Origin of the sequence: Oceanobacillus sojae, assembly GCF_900162665.1 — a bacterium.
Lineage (GTDB): Bacteria > Bacillota > Bacilli > Bacillales > Amphibacillaceae > Oceanobacillus > Oceanobacillus sojae_A.
Window position 1 is genome coordinate 1 of record NZ_LT727812.1, and the last position, 19,128, is coordinate 19,128.

At 33.6% G+C, this 19,128-nt stretch carries 24 protein-coding genes; 23 read left to right on the forward strand and 1 reads right to left on the reverse strand.

Going from position 1 to position 19,128, the window contains the following annotated elements; translation table 11 throughout:
• Nucleotides 1-63: 63 nt before the first annotated feature.
• Nucleotides 64-873: a helix-turn-helix transcriptional regulator gene (locus tag BN1068_RS10855; protein WP_077602898.1), complete on the reverse strand. Its 810-nt coding sequence runs from the start codon at nt 871-873 to the stop codon at nt 64-66.
• A 405-nt stretch (nt 874-1,278) separates the two neighbouring features.
• Here BN1068_RS10855 and BN1068_RS23615 point away from each other — a divergent pair, with 405 nt between their 5' ends.
• The 23 genes from BN1068_RS23615 to BN1068_RS10960 all read left to right on the forward strand — a co-directional run bounded on the left by BN1068_RS23615 (nt 1,279) and on the right by BN1068_RS10960 (nt 19,023).
• Complete coding sequence (locus BN1068_RS23615) at nt 1,279-1,452, forward strand: hypothetical protein (protein ID WP_175637133.1); 174 nt, start codon at nt 1,279-1,281, stop codon at nt 1,450-1,452.
• 9 nt (nt 1,453-1,461) lie between these two features.
• Nucleotides 1,462-2,319 carry an ATP-binding cassette domain-containing protein gene (locus BN1068_RS10860; protein ID WP_077602899.1) on the forward strand — a complete coding sequence of 286 codons (858 nt, stop codon included), beginning with the start codon at nt 1,462-1,464 and terminating at the stop codon, nt 2,317-2,319.
• A complete protein-coding gene (locus BN1068_RS10865; RefSeq protein ID WP_077602900.1) occupies nt 2,312-3,043 on the forward strand; it encodes an ABC transporter permease in 732 nt (243 codons plus the stop codon). Before BN1068_RS10860 ends, BN1068_RS10865 begins: the two co-directional genes overlap by 8 nt.
• A gap of 20 nt (nt 3,044-3,063) precedes the next feature.
• Nucleotides 3,064-3,747, forward strand: a complete 684-nt coding sequence (locus BN1068_RS10870) for a response regulator transcription factor (protein WP_254846800.1) — start codon at nt 3,064-3,066, stop codon at nt 3,745-3,747.
• 5 nt (nt 3,748-3,752) lie between these two features.
• On the forward strand, nt 3,753-4,757 hold the full coding sequence (locus BN1068_RS10875; RefSeq protein ID WP_139344814.1) for a sensor histidine kinase: 1,005 nt from the start codon (nt 3,753-3,755) through the stop codon (nt 4,755-4,757).
• Nucleotides 4,758-4,939: 182 nt separating this feature from the next.
• Entirely contained in the window at nt 4,940-6,205 is a 1,266-nt protein-coding gene (locus BN1068_RS10880) for an APC family permease (protein ID WP_077602903.1), read from the forward strand.
• Nucleotides 6,206-6,210: 5 nt separating this feature from the next.
• A complete protein-coding gene (locus tag BN1068_RS10885) occupies nt 6,211-6,780 on the forward strand; it encodes a bifunctional transcriptional activator/DNA repair enzyme AdaA (RefSeq protein WP_077602904.1) in 570 nt (189 codons plus the stop codon).
• 59 nt (nt 6,781-6,839) lie between these two features.
• Nucleotides 6,840-7,217 (forward strand): VOC family protein, encoded by a 378-nt coding sequence (locus BN1068_RS10890; RefSeq protein ID WP_077602905.1) that lies wholly within the window; start codon nt 6,840-6,842, stop codon nt 7,215-7,217.
• Between the two features lie 177 nt (nt 7,218-7,394).
• Nucleotides 7,395-7,832, forward strand: coding sequence for a MerR family transcriptional regulator (locus BN1068_RS10895; RefSeq protein ID WP_077602906.1), 438 nt, complete (start codon nt 7,395-7,397; stop codon nt 7,830-7,832).
• Nucleotides 7,771-8,091 carry a carcinine hydrolase/isopenicillin-N N-acyltransferase family protein gene (locus BN1068_RS23950; RefSeq protein WP_254846749.1) on the forward strand — a complete coding sequence of 107 codons (321 nt, stop codon included), beginning with the start codon at nt 7,771-7,773 and terminating at the stop codon, nt 8,089-8,091. Before BN1068_RS10895 ends, BN1068_RS23950 begins: the two co-directional genes overlap by 62 nt.
• Before the next feature lie 53 nt (nt 8,092-8,144).
• Nucleotides 8,145-8,498, forward strand: coding sequence for a C45 family peptidase (locus BN1068_RS23955; RefSeq protein ID WP_254846750.1), 354 nt, complete (start codon nt 8,145-8,147; stop codon nt 8,496-8,498).
• 181 nt (nt 8,499-8,679) lie between these two features.
• Nucleotides 8,680-8,967: a DNA ligase LigA-related protein gene (locus tag BN1068_RS10905; protein ID WP_439822976.1), complete on the forward strand. Its 288-nt coding sequence runs from the start codon at nt 8,680-8,682 to the stop codon at nt 8,965-8,967.
• Between the two features lie 513 nt (nt 8,968-9,480).
• Nucleotides 9,481-9,594: a hypothetical protein gene (locus BN1068_RS23960; protein ID WP_439822977.1), complete on the forward strand. Its 114-nt coding sequence runs from the start codon at nt 9,481-9,483 to the stop codon at nt 9,592-9,594.
• Between the two features lie 299 nt (nt 9,595-9,893).
• A complete protein-coding gene (locus BN1068_RS10915) occupies nt 9,894-10,421 on the forward strand; it encodes a GNAT family N-acetyltransferase (protein ID WP_077604048.1) in 528 nt (175 codons plus the stop codon).
• A 52-nt stretch (nt 10,422-10,473) separates the two neighbouring features.
• Nucleotides 10,474-11,004, forward strand: coding sequence for a GrpB family protein (locus BN1068_RS10920; protein ID WP_077602908.1), 531 nt, complete (start codon nt 10,474-10,476; stop codon nt 11,002-11,004).
• Between the two features lie 26 nt (nt 11,005-11,030).
• A complete protein-coding gene (locus BN1068_RS10925) occupies nt 11,031-11,813 on the forward strand; it encodes an MBL fold metallo-hydrolase (protein ID WP_077602909.1) in 783 nt (260 codons plus the stop codon).
• Nucleotides 11,814-11,923: 110 nt separating this feature from the next.
• On the forward strand, nt 11,924-12,232 hold the full coding sequence (locus BN1068_RS10930) for a hypothetical protein (RefSeq protein ID WP_139344816.1): 309 nt from the start codon (nt 11,924-11,926) through the stop codon (nt 12,230-12,232).
• 24 nt (nt 12,233-12,256) lie between these two features.
• Nucleotides 12,257-12,511 carry a hypothetical protein gene (locus tag BN1068_RS10935; RefSeq protein WP_077602911.1) on the forward strand — a complete coding sequence of 85 codons (255 nt, stop codon included), beginning with the start codon at nt 12,257-12,259 and terminating at the stop codon, nt 12,509-12,511.
• Nucleotides 12,512-12,638: 127 nt separating this feature from the next.
• Nucleotides 12,639-14,138 (forward strand): IS21 family transposase, encoded by a 1,500-nt coding sequence (istA, locus tag BN1068_RS10940; protein WP_077112926.1) that lies wholly within the window; start codon nt 12,639-12,641, stop codon nt 14,136-14,138.
• Between the two features lie 21 nt (nt 14,139-14,159).
• On the forward strand, nt 14,160-14,924 hold the full coding sequence (locus BN1068_RS10945; protein ID WP_077602912.1) for a catalase-related domain-containing protein: 765 nt from the start codon (nt 14,160-14,162) through the stop codon (nt 14,922-14,924).
• A gap of 460 nt (nt 14,925-15,384) precedes the next feature.
• Complete coding sequence (gene licT / locus BN1068_RS10950) at nt 15,385-16,221, forward strand: BglG family transcription antiterminator LicT (RefSeq protein WP_077602913.1); 837 nt, start codon at nt 15,385-15,387, stop codon at nt 16,219-16,221.
• Between the two features lie 111 nt (nt 16,222-16,332).
• On the forward strand, nt 16,333-18,186 hold the full coding sequence (locus BN1068_RS10955) for a PTS beta-glucoside transporter subunit IIBCA (RefSeq protein WP_077602914.1): 1,854 nt from the start codon (nt 16,333-16,335) through the stop codon (nt 18,184-18,186).
• Nucleotides 18,187-18,201: 15 nt separating this feature from the next.
• Entirely contained in the window at nt 18,202-19,023 is an 822-nt protein-coding gene (locus BN1068_RS10960) for a PHP domain-containing protein (RefSeq protein ID WP_077602915.1), read from the forward strand.
• Nucleotides 19,024-19,128 lie beyond the last annotated feature (105 nt).

Below are 19,128 nucleotides of genomic sequence, written 5' to 3' on the forward strand. Positions count from 1 at the left end.
ACCATTAATTTGTTTAGTCGCTATTAACGGTAGAGTATTTTGTTAGGGCTGGCAAGCCTTTTTTTATTTGTGCAACCTTCTAACATTTTGGTTGCAATACTCTGTACTTTTATTATGCATTAAACAGCTGCCATCATTTTGTCGTGTTATATTATTTAAATTAAATTCATCATAAACTCTGTATGCTATTTCTTCTAAGAAAAGTAAATCAAGATGAATGTATTCTGTATCGCTTTTTTTATCTAAAGATGGAATATCTAATGGCTCAAATGATTGATCCACAATGGTAATTTCATAGATTCTGCTTAGCTTGAATACCCTAAAATCCTTTTTATCTATACAATAGGCCTGTAGATACCAGGCATTTGATTTATATAGTAATTTTGCCGGGTTTACGAGTCTCTGACTCATTTTTCCTTGAGAATTTGCATATTCAAAGTGAATTTGTACTCTACTTAAAATAGCAGTTTTAATTACCTCAAATTTATTATGAACATTATTGTATTCTCCCCATTGAGAAAAATCTATGTCTATCCATTGATGTATATGAGTTTGAAATAGAGCCTTTAATTTCAATATTGTTTTATTATTTGAGCCATTTTTAGTTACTTCTAAATGCTGTAATGCTACTAATATATTTTGCTGCTCTTCGGCCGATAACAGAGCCCTGTCCAAGACAAAATTGTCTACCAGATATACACCGCCATTTCTTCCTGTAGATGTATATATAGGGATTCCGGCACTGCTTAAGACATCAATATCTCTGTATATTGTTCTGAGGGAAACCTCGAATTTTTCAGCTAATTCCGAGGCAGTAGCTCTTTCTTTATTCAAAAGGTAATACATAATTTTAAACAAGCGGCTTTCTTTCAAAATGAACCCTCCTATATTTAGATGGAATTATATCACATAACTTGTACAACAAGTTATCGTAATCAAAGTTTGTACTTTCTGGATGTATAATTTGGATTTAAGAAAATCATTAATTGTTGAACATTATCAAGAGTGGGGTGGTGGAAATAAGCATATTGGCAAAAAGGCGCTGGTTATTGCTCGTTTCTGTAAGAAAGTCAAAAATTGACTTAATATGGGCCCGTTGGGATAAAGTCTCGCAATATAATATGTTGTTAACAATTTTGTGCAGGTGAATTACAGCCATTTTAACTATATTTAGTAACTTGTTGATTTACTCTATAATTGCATAGCTAAAAAATTAATATTTTTTTAATAATCATGTATTACAGTATAGACAACACGATAAATCAAGGAGGTAAAAGTATGGATAAGGTGTTTATAATGCTGGCAATTATATCATTTCTGCTATCCGCAGCATTATTTGTAGTAGAAATTGTTAAAAACGGCTTTAAAGGAAGTAATTTTAAGCCAGCTATTGTGTTATTTGTTATTTATATCTTTAGTGTGATTTCATTTTTAATTATCCATAACGCTTAGGGGGAAATAATGATTATTTTAAAAAATGTTAGTTTTAAAGTAGGAAAATATAGCATTCTAAATGGTATAAATATGGAAATGAAAAGAGGTAAAGTTTATGGACTATTAGGCCCTAATGGAGCGGGAAAAACCACGTTATTTAAAGCTTTATTAGATATAATAGAATATGAGGGAGACATCTTCAGAGGTGATAATAGTATGGTTATTGGCAAATTAATTGAATATCCTTCCTTTTATCCAAACTTAACTTGTGTAGAAAATCTAAAGTTACATGCCTCATATGCTGATATGGAGTACAATGATTCAATTGTAAATCATTTATTAGGAACAGTCGGCTTACCTGATGCCAAACATAAAAAGTTTAAGGAATTATCTATGGGGATGAAACAGCGGTTGGGTGTAGCAAAAGCATTGATGGGAGATCCTAATTTATTACTATTGGATGAACCTACTAATGGGTTAGATCCTATGGGCATGAAAGATATGCGAAATCTCATCGAACAGAACCTAAAAGACAATCAAAGAACAATTGTCATCTCTAGTCATAATTTAAATGAAGTTTCTTTAGTTACGGATACTTTCGTATTCATGAGAGACGGCAAAAAAATCCTGGAAATTGATAATAAAGAAGACAAATATATGTTTGGCAGTGTGCAACAAATACCTGATAATCCAAATATTAAACAAGATATTAATATTTTGAAGGGTAGTAAAGAAGATTTATACTTCATCTTGAGCGAAAACAATTTCAACAAGTTAAAGACTACAAATGATTTTGTATATAGTGATGTAGAAAAACTAACTTTAGAAAATTTATATATTAAGCTAATGTCTACAGATTTGATTGAGGTGAACAGCTATGTTTAGGTTGATCAAAAATGAATGGATTAAAATGAAGAGTGAAAAGGTAATCCTGGTCATTGTCATACTTAGCTTGATTCCCTTACTAATGAATTTCGCCAATTTTGCTGTTAATAATAGAGATATAAGCTTAGATGGTGGATTTTACTTTACCTATTACAACCAGTATTTTATGATGTTACCGATCATTTCTAGTGTATTAATCTCCTTTACTTTTTATATGGAATATAAGAACAAGATGTATTTAGATTGGATAACGTATAATATTTCGCGTTGTAAATTGCTTTTTTCAAAAATATTTGTATCTACAATTATTATGTTAGCTATTTGTATAATGCAATTAGTTATTCTGTCTGTTTTCTATTTTGTAGTAGATGGGAGTATTGAGGATATTCTTCGCTTAATTTCCTCTTATATTATCCTGAATGTAATAGTGATTATGACCGTAACTTTAGCGTTTGCTGCCATTATCCAGTTGACTAAGAATATAGTAGCAAGCATATCGATTGGGATAGGTATTTCTTTAATGTCCATGATTCTAATGGCAGCACCTTTTTCTTATTTTATTCCTACAACATTTGGGTATAGACTCGGATTATTAGTCATTGATAATGGATATTATTATGAAGGAGATGTGTCTCCAACTATTATTGGCATAGGCCTGTTTGTACTAATAAATACTATTATGCTAGTAATAAATTTGAGATTGATTTATAAAAAAAGCTTGTAAAGGAGAGAATAAGTTTGGCTATGGAAGACATACTTAAACGGTTAAACATCTTTGTACTCGAAGATGACCCAGATATATCAAAGTTTTTAAACTCATTTTTGAGTGATTATTTTAATAAGGTAACTGTCAAAACAGATAATCGATTTAATTATTCAGATTTTGACAACATAGATATTTTTTTGTTAGATATCGAAATACCGTTTGATAGTGGTTATGAGGTCTGTAAACGAATAAAAATGGTTTATCCTAACAAACCTGTCGTCTTTTTAACAGCACATAGTCAACTAGATGATAAAATCAAAGGATTAGAATTGGGTGATGATTTTATACCCAAACCGTTTGAACCTTTAGAGCTTCTTGCAAGGCTTAAAAATCTTTTGAAAGACAAATATGGGGATCTTATTTATTTAAATGAGATAATAGTTGATAAACGGGCACATTTGGTTTCAGATAGTGTAACGGGAGAAAGAATACCATTAAGTGAGACTGAAAATAAGATATTTTTTTACTTATACGATAACATTAATATTAGTCTATCAAGAGAGCAAATAATAAATCATGTATGGGGAGTAGAAGCCCGTAGCAGTCAAGCAAATTCCTTAAATGTGTATATGAATAGTCTAAGGAATAAAGTAGATATGGAAGGCGAATTAATTCAAACAATTTATGGTTATGGATACAAATTATTGGATTTAAAGGAATGATGCTATTGAAAAAAAAGATATACTTTTTAACGCTTATCTCTGTCTTATTTTTTCCAGCTGCTTTTATGATTTCAAATTATATTGTATTGGGAGCCCATTTAATACATGATTATATCAATGGGACTGATACTCCTTTTATAGCATATGAAAATTATATATATGTATTTTCTATTTTTTTCATTCTGATTTTATTATACGTTTTCTTCCTATCAAAAATTATTATAAATATTTCATCTGAAATAAGGCTGCTTTCTCATCTTATAAGGAATATAGCAAAAGATCAAAAATATCCAGAACCAGTCGCCCCTCAAGTATTGAAAAATAGCGAAATGAAACATCTGGGCGAGTCAATAAATATATTAATTGATCGACTAAAATACAATCAAGATAAATACAGGGAATCGGAAGAAATGAGAAAAAGATATTTAGATCAACTTTCACATGATATTAAAACACCGTTGTCTATCATTAAAATTAATCTGTTCTACCTAAAAACAAAACAAAACGTAGATGAAGCAATAGATGAAATTAATAAAAATGCAGATATAATCACGACCCTGAGCGAGCGGATATATCATAAGAATTATCTGAACTCTGACTCTATCATTACTCATATGTCACCGATTAATTTAAATAACTGTATAAATGATATTATCGAAAAATGGAAGAATGCTTTAAGTCACAAAAAAATAAAATATACCAGCAATATAGACTCTAATATTATTTGGGAATTAGATAGAGTATGGTTTGAAAGGCTTTTTGATAATATTTTGCAAAATGTTTTATATCACTCTATGGCTGGTCATTTAACAATAGAGGGTGTTAGAGATAATGGACAAGAACAGTTGATTATAACTGATGATGGTGTGGGCTTCGATCTGGAAAAGCAGCTTCAGCGATCTAATCAAAAGGGATTAAATATTATTCATGAAGTTCCAAAGTTGTTGAACCTTCATATTGAAATAGACAGCAGTGATTCTGGCACAAGGATTATGCTAACTAAAATATAGAGAAAGAATTATTCAGATATTCTCGCAGCGACAACGACTTAGATAAAAAATATAGAAATTAAACACGTAGTAAAAATGAAGAAATGCAATGTCTATTTTATCCTTTAAAATTAAAAAGCAAAAATCCGAATGTGTAATTCAATTCTTTATTTGTATAATGCATGTAGAAAAGAGGTGACTACATGCCAGCTAAATCAATTGGATTATTTCAAGGCATTGCTTTATATATAGCAATGGTTTTAGGATCAGGGGTGCTCTTTTTATCAGGTGTTACGGCTTCCATAGCTGGGCCAGCCTCGATAATTGCCTGGCTGATTGTGATTATTATTAGTTTTCCACTCGCATATTCCTTTGCTTGCTTAGCAAGAGAATATCCAGATGCTGGAGGAGCTGCTACTTTTGTACGTAATTCATTCGGGAAACATCCAGGGAATATTATCGGGTGGTTCTATTTTGTTACAGCAGCGGTTGGTCAGACCATTGTTGCTTTAACAGGAGCTTATTATTTAGGGAATGCTCTTGATTTTTCTCAGATTCAAATATCATTTTGTGCCTTATTGATATTGGCTATTGCGGGAATCACTAATTATTTCGGTATTCAAGTAAGTGGTAAAATTGCATTATTGTTAAGTGGATGTTTATTTCTATTGTTAGTAACGGCGATTGTATTGTCCATCCCTAGTATAAGCTGGAGTCAATTCGTTCCGTTCCTCCCAAGCGGAAGTGGTTCCATTGGATCTGCTGTAACCGTTATCTTTTGGGCGTTTTTTGGTTGGGAAGCAATTTGCAACCTGGCAAATAATTTTAAACAGCCTAAACAACATATCGTAAGAAGTACCATTATTAGTGTCATCATTATAGGTGTGCTTTTTCTTACGCTTAGCTTTATAACGATAGGGACGGGGACGTATGGTAATGAGGAGAGTGATTTATCTCCAATTGCGATTATTATGAATGATACACTGGGGGTGAATGCTCAATTGCTTACTGGTATTCTTGCTTTTATTATTTGCACAGGAACAGCAAACGCATTTGTTGCAAGTCTTACACAGCTTGGATATTCACTAAGCAGAGATGGAGCATTTCCTGCATATTTTTCTAAGTTACACCCAAAAATCCCAATCTCCAGACGCATGGTTTTGTTTGTCGTTATATTTGCTGGGGCGGGGATTTTCATTACAAGTGCATTTTCTCTTACATTTAACGATATTTTATTTATTCCAACATCCTTAGGGATAATCGTTTATATTCTTTCGATGGCGGCTGGTGTTAAACTGTTTAAAAAAGGAACATTACCTTGGTGGTGCTCATTAGCTGCCTTCGTTTTATGTGCGCTTGTTCTTCCATTTTTTCGCTCATATATCATGGTGCCGTTAATCGTGGTTTCTATCTATATAGCATATATGTTTTGTAAGGAAAACTGGTACAACAGAACAGACAGGAGGTGAACGGAATGGTTTATACAAACTTTTCTTTCAACGAAATGGTCAAAATCGCTAATAACTGTGACGATTCCTATGATGGTCTATTTTTCTATGCGGTAAAAACAACAGGGGTCTTTTGCCGTCCGTCTTGTAAATCAAGAAACCCTAATAAAGAAAATATCACCTTTTTTCAAACAGCTGAAGAGGCAAAAAGTGCTGGTTTTCGTCCTTGTAAAAGATGTCAGCCTGAAATGATCAATTTTGATCCGCTAATGGATATCATTAATGACACAAAATTATATATTCAGAGACATTACACAGAAAACCTTACCATGAAGCAAATAGCGCAAAATATCGGTATAAGCCCATATTACTTGGGACGGATTTTTAAAAGGCATACATCTCGAACGCCGCGTTCCTATTTAGAGAATATCCGTGTGAGTAAAGCAGTTCATCTTTTAAAACACTCGGATCTATCCACTATGGACATTTGTTATGAAGTAGGGTTTCAAAGTTATTCCAGTTTTTATCATGCTTTTCAAAAACAGTTAAAATATTCACCTCAACAATATAGAAAGAATTTTAGTTATGACCTTTAATAAAAACCAAAAATTATTTCTATATTAATCTAATTAATTTGAATAAGGATGAATGTATAATGAAATTAAGACTCGAATTGTTTGTGGACAATATAGAAAAATCAGTGGAATTTTATAGTGATATTTTGGAATTTAACATCCCGAAGGAAATCAATAAAGGTTACATACCTGTAAGTAATGGTGAAGTAGTTTTAGGTTTAGGAGAAATGAAAAAATTGCCTGACCATCATCCCATTAAAAATACTGGTTTTGATCAACAAATGGGTTTAGGGGTAGAAATAGTTTTAGAAGTTGAAGATATAGAGAATATTTATAACAAAGTAGTTGCAAAAGGTTACCCTATTCAGACAGAGTTAACCCAAAGGCATTGGGGAATGGCTGATTTTAGAATAATGGATCCAGATGGGTATTATTTAAGAATAACATCGAGTGATTGACTATATTTTTTGTGCTAATTGATGATTGTTTTAACAATGATTAAAAATCATAAAATATTGCCATTCCATTTTTTGGTTTCAGTAATTTAGAAGTTGTTATATTAAAACAGGCTGCTAGATTAAACTTATCTTTATTTAAAAATAAAAAACGTATTTTAAGGTGGAAAGGAGAATAACATGTACTCTATAGGCAAATTTTCCGAAATATGTCATATTCCCGTTAAAACACTACGCTATTATAGCGACATTGGATTATTAAAACCTTCCTACATAGATCCGGTAACAAACTATCGCTATTATGACTATGACAAAATTCAAAGTCTCAATAAAATTAAGCTTTTAAAAAGCTGTCAATTCTCCTTAGCTGCAATTAAGGAATTTATTGAGAGTTCTGATCAGATACAATGGAAAAACATATTAGAACATAAAATGGATGAACTTGAGGATCAAAGAGAACAAATTTCTAGACAAATAGAAGAAATGCACCGATTGAAAGAACAAATTGAAAAAGACGTTTCCATAATTCCAGGGCCACTTTTATCCGAATGTTTTATTGAAAGTCGAAGGGAAATACGGTCATACCGGATTCTCCGTTTCTTACTTTGGTCGAAGTGAAGGCTTAAATGAAAAGGGGCTCTGTGTAGCATTTGCCTCATGTGGTATTCCAGTTGGAAAACATCCGGGGATGAAAAAGCCTGGTGTAAAAGGACTGCAGTTTATGGTAATAGTGAGAGCTTTACTCGAAAATTGCAAAGATGTTGAGGAAGGCATTTCCTATTTAAAGGATATGCCTATTGGAACTAATATGAATCTGCTTTTGGCAGATGTTAATGGTAATGCGGCTTTAATAGAAACTTATGGTGGAAAAAAGTAGTAGAAAGAGAAAATGAAAAATTAGGATTTTTTATTGCAACCAATCATGCTGTAATGCCAGAAATAATTAAGTTAGAACACGGGAAATTAGAACAATCTGAAATACGTTATCATATCTTGGAAAATAGATTAGAAAATAATAATTTGATTACAAAGAATGAATTACAACAATTAATGTTAACGGAATTCCCTAATGGCGTAACAGTACACAATTTTGAAGAAAATTTCGGAACTGTTCATTCTATACTATTTAACCTTAGTGACAAACAATTAGAGATTTCTTTTGGTTCCCCTATCAATAATGAAATCTATAAACTTAAAGTAGGAGAAAATTTGCCTTTTAATGAAATAGAAGTTTTTATTAAGAAAAATAACTATGGGCCAAGCTTTTGGAAATTTGTTAAATAATATTTCTAATAACCGAATGCTATTCTTATTCTGGATTTTCCGAATTATTAAATATAGAAGGTATGTCTTATAATTTTAAATTTAGATCGTAAAGTTAAAATTATATTGCTTAATGAATTCATTATACAATTTAAGGATATGAAAATATTTTTATTAAGGAGGATTATAAATCAATCAGTCAATGATAGAGTTAATAAGTAGAAGAAGAAGACAGATTTTAGTGCATTCTTTTCTTTACTACCAGTTGAATCAAGCTATTATAGATGATGTTACTTATGATAAATGGGCAATGGAACTATACCAATTGCAAATAAACTTCCCCAAAGAATCCAGAAAGGCAATATATTTTGAAGTTTACAAGGATTTTGATGGCTCAAGCGGGTTTGACCTGCCTTTTACTAATCCAGATATACAAAATATAGGCTATAGGCTTTTACAATACCTTGAGAAAAATAAAAAGAGCTTTTAATATCTTTACAAGTTGAATGAATTTCATAATTCTAAGCACTTGTATCTCAAGCATTTTGAAATATAAAAAAGAAGCACTCCCTAAGTCTCGTATAATGGGTATTGAACCATAAAAAGATTAAAGGAGTCCTCCTTGGTATTTTTATTCATTTCGGCGTCATTACAATGACACCTTATTATGCTTAGGAGGGCTCTTTGTTGATCAATTATTAGATTTCTAATTTCTTCACTATTGGGATTAGTATATAGAATTTTGCAATAAATGTATGTTAAAGTAAATTTACAAGGAATAATTTACAATATTTGAGACAGTTAGTAGAGGAGGAGAGATACACCTATTTATGAAAGAAAAGACAAAAAATATAATTGGAATGACACTTTTAGTTTTATTTATTGTGGGAATTATAGTGGCAATTTACTTCTTTGGAATAACTGGAATTTTTGTAATACTCGGTGTCCAATATCACTTGTCATCGAATTTCTTTTTGGATTTGCAACAAACTGGATTGTTATTATGACCGTAGATGCGTTCATGAACAGTATTATTCTTTCTTTGGAAACAAAGTTAATCCTTTCACTTATATTAACCTTCGCTGAATTATTGTTTCAAGATAAAAAAGAAGATTAAGAAAATTATCTTAAGTTTGTTCAGTTGCCGGGAAGGATTGTGAAATAGAAGGGAATGGAATTTGGGTTCCCTTTGAGAACTACAGACAACGATAAGATCTAACACCAAAATAAGAAGATAAGATCATTTTGACGATTTTATCTTGCCTGGCAGGGTTTTAGCTAATGAGTGCAATAATTAAAGGTAATAATTATTAAATGATTCGTTTCCTACATAAAACGCGAAAAATATTCAAAATATGTTTATACAATATACTGAAGCGAAGCAGCGAGTGTATTGGGGGGAGATAGTTGAGCGAAATGAATATAGTAAAATTGGAAAAGGAATTAAATGAATTAGTTGCATTAATGACAAATAACAATTGGGATTTTCATCCGGATCAAAAACCTTCAAACGAGCAGATTATAAAAGCATATCAGGAAGGTTGGTATCAGAAGGATAGAGAAACTTTTTGGATTGAAAAAAATAATATAAAAGTTGGGTTAATTATTATCCATGATATTACGGATACTATTCCTTCTTTTGACATTCGCTTAGACAGAATCGCCAGAGGGAAAGGTATTGGGGAAAAAGCAGTTAATTGGATTACGGATTACATTTTTAAGTTACCTGATAAGAAGATTAGGATAGAAGCATATACTCGAAGTGACAACATAGCTATGAGAAAAACGTTTAGTAAATGCGGATATGTTAAGGAAGGATACCTGCGAAACGCCTGGGAAAATAAGGATGGTACTGTTTCAGACTCCATTTGCTATGCATTTATTAGAAGTGATTGGGAGAATAAAGAAATAACACCGATAAAACTTAATGATTTACCGTTTTAAATAATAAAGGGCTAAGAAAGATATTCATAACAAAATACGAGAGGTGAAAGCCGTGAAATTAGGTCTGAACAGTGATGAAGTGAGATTAATGGACTATACACCTGCATGGAACGAAGAATTTATGAGAGTGAAAGAAGAACTGGCAGAAAAAACAGCCCTTGAAGAAAATCGGATCCAGCATATTGGCAGTACAGCAATTAAGGGGATGTCCGCAAAACCAATCATTGATATATTGGTGGGTGTTGACGATCTGACTAAGGTAGATAAATCCTTATTTAAAGGTTTTAGTAGAGCGGGCTTCTTAAGACTGAAAGTGGAGAGACCGGGAGAAATTGTATTAGCAAAGTTTACGGATGACACCTATGAAGTAAAAACGCATTTTATTCACTTAGTTGAATATCAAAAGGAGCTATGGAATAATCTAATTTTCTTTAGGGATTATTTAAATGCAAACGAGGCTGCAAGAAAACAGTATTTAGAAATAAAATTGGAATATTTGAGGAAGTCTTCCACTGGAGTCAATGATTATACTGATTTCAAGGAAGCGTTTGTTAAAGATATTTTTAACAAGAGGAAGGATTAAACGCTAATAAAAATGGGGGTATATTTATGTTAAACGATCCATGGTTTACGGTTCGGAAAATTGATGAAAAAACATATGCTATTAGCGAGCTTGGACATTGGGAGAAAGTACATTCTTTTTTGTTGATAGGAGATACAAAAGCAGCATTAATCGATACGGGCTTAGGTATTGATAATATGAAGCGGATTACAGACCAGCTCACCAGCCTGCCGATTGATGTTATTACTACACATGTTCATTCCGATCATATTGGAAGTCATGGGGAGTATAACAGGTTGTTTGTTCATGAGGCTGAAAGAGATTGGCTCATTCATGGAATTGTCGGGTTGTCATTAGAGCAAATTAGACAAAATACCGCGAGAGATATTAGCGTTCCAGTACCGGAAAGTTTTGATCCAAATACATATAAACCCTTTCAAGGTGAGCCGACAGGAGTATTAAAAGATGGAGATATTGTGGACTTGGGAAATAGAATGTTAATTATCTATCATACTCCCGGCCACTCCCCGGGACATATTGCAATATTTGATAAAGATACCGGCTATTTATTCACTGGCGATTTATTATATGATGAAACACCCATCTATGCTTTTTATCCAACAACTAATCCTGTAGAATTAGTAAAATCGTTAGAGAAGCTAACCAAAATAAATAGTATCTCCATGATTTATGGAGCTCATAATACACTTGGACTTACTCCTGAAATTTTAAATGAGGTTAAAAATGCGGTGGAATATTTACGAAAGCATGATTTAATGCGATTTGGGACGGGAATTCATTATTTTAATGGATTTAGCATTCAATTTTAATTTTGAATATTTGAATAAATCAAACAGAAGCATTTTCTATAGGAGAAAAGGCAGGAATTTTCTTTCAGGAAATGCATAACCAGCCGCCTGATATAAAGGGATTTGGTAAGTTGAAATGCAATGGGAAAAATCTTGAAGGAAGCATACAGGAAGAAACTGAACGAATTTGGCAAGATGACAATGACTTTTACATAAATATATTACATAAATTGATTTCAACGCATGTAACATTTGATATGGAACGGATTGCAGCGAAGATTGACAGTATCATTGAAAAACGACGTAACAATCCGCAAAAAATAGCATTGGTAAATCAGGATATAACACCAGAAAATATAATGGGGAATAAAGAAATGATAAAAAATAGGCTGGAATTATGTTTAAACCAGTTAGAAAGTTTATGTATAGATTTAGGCTAGATTAGCCAGGGAAGGGGAGAAAAAATGAAAAGCGTTTGGATGATATTAATAACAGGATTAACGGCACTAACATTAGCTGCCTGCGGTCAAAATGAGTCCGATGCAAACACTATTTCTATCAGTGAATTAACAGAGAGAGAAGACGTCATACTTTCAGTTACTTCAGAGCAATCCTTTGTTTTTGATTTCAACATAGATGATGAATATAAAGAAGTAGCTGTATGGATTGAAAAGTATGAAGCAGGTAATTTGGTTGTTTATGGCAAACTAATAATGTAGGGATTGGCATTTAATTTATGTATGGCCCGTAGGGCATACATAAATTAAATACGCCACTTGCCAACTCCTCCAAATAACTTTAAACTCCTCGTTGGACCAACAACGTTCGACAGGAGGTTATTAGGAGATGTTAGCAGTGGCACAAATTGATTATATCAGACATGAGGTAAATCAAAAAGGTGAATCCTATGCCGATGTGGCAAGGAGAATGGAAGTTGACCCACGTACAGTTAGTAAGTATGCAAATCAGGAAGAGTTCAAAAGAAAGAAAAAGCAAAAACGAAAAGCACGGGTAATGGAGCCAGTTAAGCCCATTATAGATAAGTGGATTAAAGAAGATTTAAAGAAGAAAAAGAAGTATCAGAGAACAGCTAAAAAAATGTATGAGCAATTAAGAGATTTTCATAGCTTTACAGGGTCAGACCGCACTGTACGCGATTATGTATCCAAAAGAAAAAAGGAATTAAAGGAATCGATGACAGAAGCAGCCTTACCTCTTGAATCTATACCAGGTACAGCTCAAGTTGACTTTGGAACTGGGCCATTTAACTATGATTCAGAAACGATCGATTTACCGTACTTAGTGATGTCGTTTCCGTATAGTAATAGCTTTTATTTTCAAGTTTTTCCTTCGGAAAATACAGAATGCTTATTGGAAGGTTTACAACGGATGTTTCAACATATGGGCGGGGTTCCGAAGACGATACGATTTGATAATTTATCCCCTGCAGTGAACAAAATATTTTCTAAAGGGGAACGTGAATTAACAGATACATTTGAACGCTTTGTATTACACTTTGGTTTTCAGTATGAGTTTTGTAATCCAGGTAAAGGCAATGAAAAAGGCCATGTAGAAGCCATGGTGAAATATGTAAGAAACAACTTTTTATTACCGGAAAATAGGATTATAAACGTTGATCATTTCAATGAAACATTATGGGAAATGGCAGAAAAAGATCGTGATCGACTACATTACGATAAAAAGATCCTTCAGTCAAAATTGTTTGAAGAGGATTTAAATAGCTTTCTTATGTTGCCTGAAAAGGGATTTGAATGTGCTCGATATGAGGAATTGAAATCAGACAAATATGGAATCGTCAATGTAGATACAAAACAATATTCGACATCTCCAAGGTTTGCGCAACAAAAAATTAGAGTCCGTATTACTTATAACGAAATTGCCATTTTGAACGAAGATAACGAAGTGATTGCCAAACACACCAGACTCTATGGTGTAAGGCGGAAATCTATGATTTGGCAGCCTTATCTAGATTTATTGTCCAAACGACCAAGAGCTATAAAATATTCAAGTATTTACAACCAGTTTCCATCTATTTGGACGGACTATTTAAAGAACTGTACAGAAGAAGAACAAAAAAATGCTTTACGCCTATTAGGAGAACTTTTAAAGAATGATGATTTTTCATTACTCAATGAAGCTCTTACGATGGCTTCATCTCATGGCCATCCAAGTACGGATCAAATCAAGCATTGTTTTTACACTGTAATAAATCAAAGCAATACATATAAGGAGATAAGTCCAGCTATTAATCTACCAACTATGCCTGCGGCAACCAGAGGGCTTTCTCATTATGATTCTTTACTTCAAAGCGGAGGTGTATCTTGATGAAAGAGCAAATTGAAGCACATGCCAAACGCTTNAACAGCAGGCTCCTTCAAGGATCACTACTCACAGGCGAGGCTTTTCTGGAACAGTATGACACCGGTGGAACGGGAGCATATTATCGGTGCTTACAGCTTTGAACTTGGAAGATGTCTTCATGTACCTGTACGTCAGCAGATGGTTGACCGCTTGGCGAGAGTCAGTAAAGAACTCGCTGAAAAAGTTGCGGTAAAAGTCGGGGTTACGGTACCGGATGTAGAAGAATCCAAGGTTACGAAATCATCACCAGCTGTAAGCTTGATGAATACGAAATTCGTGGCGAAAACGCTAAAAGTAGCTGTATTTCTGGCAGAGGGCTTTCCTGGGAAGGAAGTGGATGCCCTGCTGAAACAGTGGAGAAAAGAAGGGCTGCATGTAGTGATTGTAAGCAACAACCTGGGTGAAGTAAAGAGCAATGAAGGAATGACGTATGATGTCGATCAAAACTTCCTGACAGGATCTCCTCTAAGCTATGAGGGTGCCTACCTGGTCGGCGGAACCGGAGTGGATAATTATTTCCATCATCAGGCCCGTACCTTTATTATGAATATGTACAATCACTTCAAGCCGATAGGTGCGAGGGAAGAGAGTGCTCACTTAATCAAGGAAATGGGTATAGAAGGGATGCCGGGCGTTGTGATGGATACAGATTCTCAGTTTGGCCAGAAATTTATTGATGCTATGGCAAAGCAGCGCTTTTGGGAGCGCCCAAGTTTTCTTTATAATGTGAAGGGGATTAATGAGAAATAAGTACATCTTTCGTTTCTATTTTATAAATGTTGAAGATGAGATAAAAAAATCAGTATCTCCTGTCTGAATAAGGGGGCCTGCTAATCAAAGTGAAGTTTACTTGTTTAGGGCCTTCTTTTTTATTTACTCTGCCAAGTAACCGGCGATTCGTTTTCAAAAGGTTCCAGTTGATTTTCGTAAGCGCTTGACATCAAAGCTGCCCATGGTATACTAGGTGACATAGAGAGCGCTTTTTATAATCAAATATTTTATAAATCAAATCTTTATATAAAAACGAAATAATTTAAATATAATTTCTATATGATAGTAACGATTAGGATTGTTATAGCATGCTTCTGAGCTACACAAAACCTATTTACAAATATCTTTATTTGTAAATAGGTTTTTTTATATTCTGATATCAATAAAGATACAAATATGTAAATTAATACAATATAGTGCAGGTAAGGAGGCCAATGAAATGAAAATAAGAAAAATCCTTAACAATAGTGCTGTTATTACAAGAGATAGTAATAATAAAGAGATTATTGTAATGGGAAAAGGGATTGCTTATAACAAAAAGAATGGTGATTCCATCGATCAGGATAAAGTTTATAAAACGTTTTCCGCTGACTCTCAGACAATTCACAGCCGGATAATTGAGATGATAGATGAGATTCCGGTAAAATACATTGATTTATCCGAACAGATTATTAATATCGCGAAGGAAAAACTTGAAACTCCTTTAAATGACAGTATTTATATATCTTTAACGGATCATATTTATACGAGTATTCAAAGATATCATGAAGGGATCCCCTTGAAAAATAAATTACAATGGGAGATCAAACATTTTTATCAAAAGGAGTTTGAAATTGGACAAGAGGCTGTGATGCTGATAAAAAACGAAACGGGCATTTCGATGCTGGAGGATGAAGCGGGTTTTATTGCTGTCCATATTGTCAGTGCTGAATTAGATGGAGAGGTGCATAATTCCTATCAAATAACAAATTTTATTCAACAGATTACCCACATCGTTAAATATTATTTTTCCATCGAATTTGATGTGGAATCGCTCGCATATCATCGTTTTGTTACACATTTAAAGTTTTTTGGTCATCGTATTTTTTTACAAAATAATAAAAAAGAAAATCCGCTTGATAATGATTTATTAGAAATTATTAAAGAAAAATATGTGCAGCCTTATCTATGTTCCTTGAAGATAAAAGAATATGTGGAACAAAAATATGATTATATTCTGGATAATGACGAACTATTGTATCTAACCATTCATATAGCAAAAATAATAAAGCAATAGCTTCTATAATAACCTTTAAGGCGGTGATTGATGAACGATAGCTCTGACAGAGGATGGTGACATTAAGTTGGCTAAACCTTCATTAATACATTTAAAAATGGAGGAGAAAACATGAAAAATGAAAAATTAGTAAATCAAATTATAAAGGCAGTAGGGGGAAAGAACAATATAAATAATGTCGTTCATTGTGCTACCCGTTTACGGTTTACTTTGAAGGACGATTCCAAAGCGGATGATGAAGAAATCAAATCCATAAAAGAAGTATTGTCCCTTGTGAAAAAAGGAGGGCAATACCAATTAGTTATTGGGAATAATGTGGATCGTGTCTATAATGATTTAGCAAAAGTAATTGGTATCGGTTCGGGTGACAATGGCAAGAAAAATGATGACAGGTCCGTCTTTGATAAAGTTATCGGCACGATTACTGGATCGATAGCGCCAATAATTCCGTTACTTGCCGGCTGTGGTATGGGAAAAGTATTATTGCTTGTACTAACGATGCTTGGCTGGTTAACAACAGAATCGGATACGTATATTGTCTTAAACTTAATGTTTGATACAGGGTTCTACTTCATGCCCGCATTTATCGGCTTTTCTGCGGCTAAAATTTTTGGAGCCAACCAGTACTTAGGTGCGTTTCTTGGTCTGGTGATGGTGCATCCTGATTGGATGGCTTTAGTGTCAGAAGGAGATCCTGTTACATTTTTAGGTATTGGTGTTTCCTTAGTTAAATATTCAGCAACATTGGTTCCGGCCCTGCTTGCTGTATGGATTATGTCTTATGTAGAACGATTTGTTAAAAAAATAGTGCCTGAGATGATTAAAGTATTCGCAGAACCGTTGCTGGTAGCTTTAATCAGCGTACCTTTAGCGCTAATTATTGTCGGTCCAATCGGCGATTTCATTTCTTCTTTAATTGCCCAAGGAAGCATGTTTGTTTATAATCATGGCGGCTTTATTGCCATTCCATTATTGGCAATGGTATATCCCTGGTTAGTGTCTATCGGTATTCATAAGGCATTAAGTCCAATTAGTATTGATCTTGTAGCGACCAGAGGATTCGACCCGATTATTCGTGTTGTTGCCCTTTGTTCCAATATGGCCCAGGCTTCTGCTTCCCTTGCCGTATCCATTAAAAGTAAAAATACTCAATTGAAATCTTTGGCGTTTTCTTCAAGTATGGCGGCTTTCTTAGGCGGAATTACAGAGCCTGCTTTATATGGGGTTAACCTAAAATTGAAAAAGCCTATGTATGCATGTATGATCGGCGGCGCAGTGGCAGGGTTGTTTGCAGGTATAATGAAACTGAAAGCTTTTATTTATGTTACCCCGGGTCTTTTAAGTTTACCTATGTGGATTTCAGAAGAGGAAAACAATATTCTGCTGGCTATTTTCACACTGATTATATCAGCAGTTGTAACATTCATAGCAACTTTCATTATTGGGTTTGACGATCCGGAAGAAGAAAAATCCCAAGAAACAAATACAGTTAAAAATGAAGAAACTTCTAAAAAACATACCAAATTAAAAAGTCCTTTAAATGGTGAATTGATTCCATTGGAAAATGTTAATGATGAGACTTTTTCCAGCGGTATTATGGGAAAAGGCATTGGAATTAAACCGGAAAACGGGAAATTATATGCCCCTTGTGATGGTGTAGTAAGTGCAGCATTCAGCAGCGGCCATGCCGTTGGTTTAACTACGGATGATGGCATAGAGATACTGGTTCATATAGGAATAGACACCGTTTCGTTGGAAGGGAAGTATTTCCATTCATCTGTTGAAAAAGGACAGGCTGTAAAAGAAGGAGACTTACTTGTAGAATTCGATATAGACCAAATAGAGAAGGCTGGATATGAAACAACAACGATTGTCATTATTACAAATAGCGATGATTATTTAGATGTTGTTCCTGTAAATAAAAAGCATGTCAAAGCAGCAGATGATTTATTAGCGATTATTTGAAAGGGGAAGAGTTAAATGATTTATGCAGATTTACACGTTCATACCAACCATAGTGATGGTGTATGTGAAATAAAGGACGTTTTAGATAGAGCAAAGGAAAAAAATATAAAAGCGCTTGCTATCACTGACCACGATACTGTCGATCATTGGGCGGAGGTTAAGCAATATTCTGAGGAATTGGGCATAGAGCCGATTCGCGGGGTGGAAATGAGCTGCTATGATTTCGATGTTTATAAAAAGGTGCATGTGCTTGGCCTATGGATTGAAAAAACGAATCATATCGAAAAACTGTGTACAAAAACCTTACAGGCACGCGATAATTATCATAAAGAACTCATCGAAGAGCTGAAACAGAAAAATTACTATATTACCTATGCAGATGCCAAAAAATATTCTAAATATAATATTGTTTTTAAAATGCATCTTTACCAGGCTTTAAAGGAAAAATATCCGGATGATATGAACCCTGAAAAATATAAACAGTTATTTGCTTCCAAAACCTCTATTGAAACAGATATGAAAATGGAATATATAGATGTTAAAGAAGGCATTGAAGCCATTCAAAAAGATGGTGGTATTGCAGTGCTGGCTCATCCTTGTGTATACGATAATTATGATGAAATTGAAAAATATGTGAATTTTGGGTTGCAGGGAATAGAAATTAATCATTCAAAAATGAAAGCAATTGATTATAAATTGACAGAAGAATTTGCTTCTAAATTTAATTTGTATCGAAGCGGCGGAAGTGATTTTCACGATCCGGAATTGCTTCAGTTTGGCAATAATGGCTTAACGGAAGAGCAGTTCATAGAACTGAAGCGTAATGCCGGACATTAAATAAATTTAATGAATCAATTAATGTAGCACGTACTCTAAATAAACCGAGTACGTGCTAATTATTTATGGAGAAGATGCTTCCAGTTATTTATTTCAAAATATATC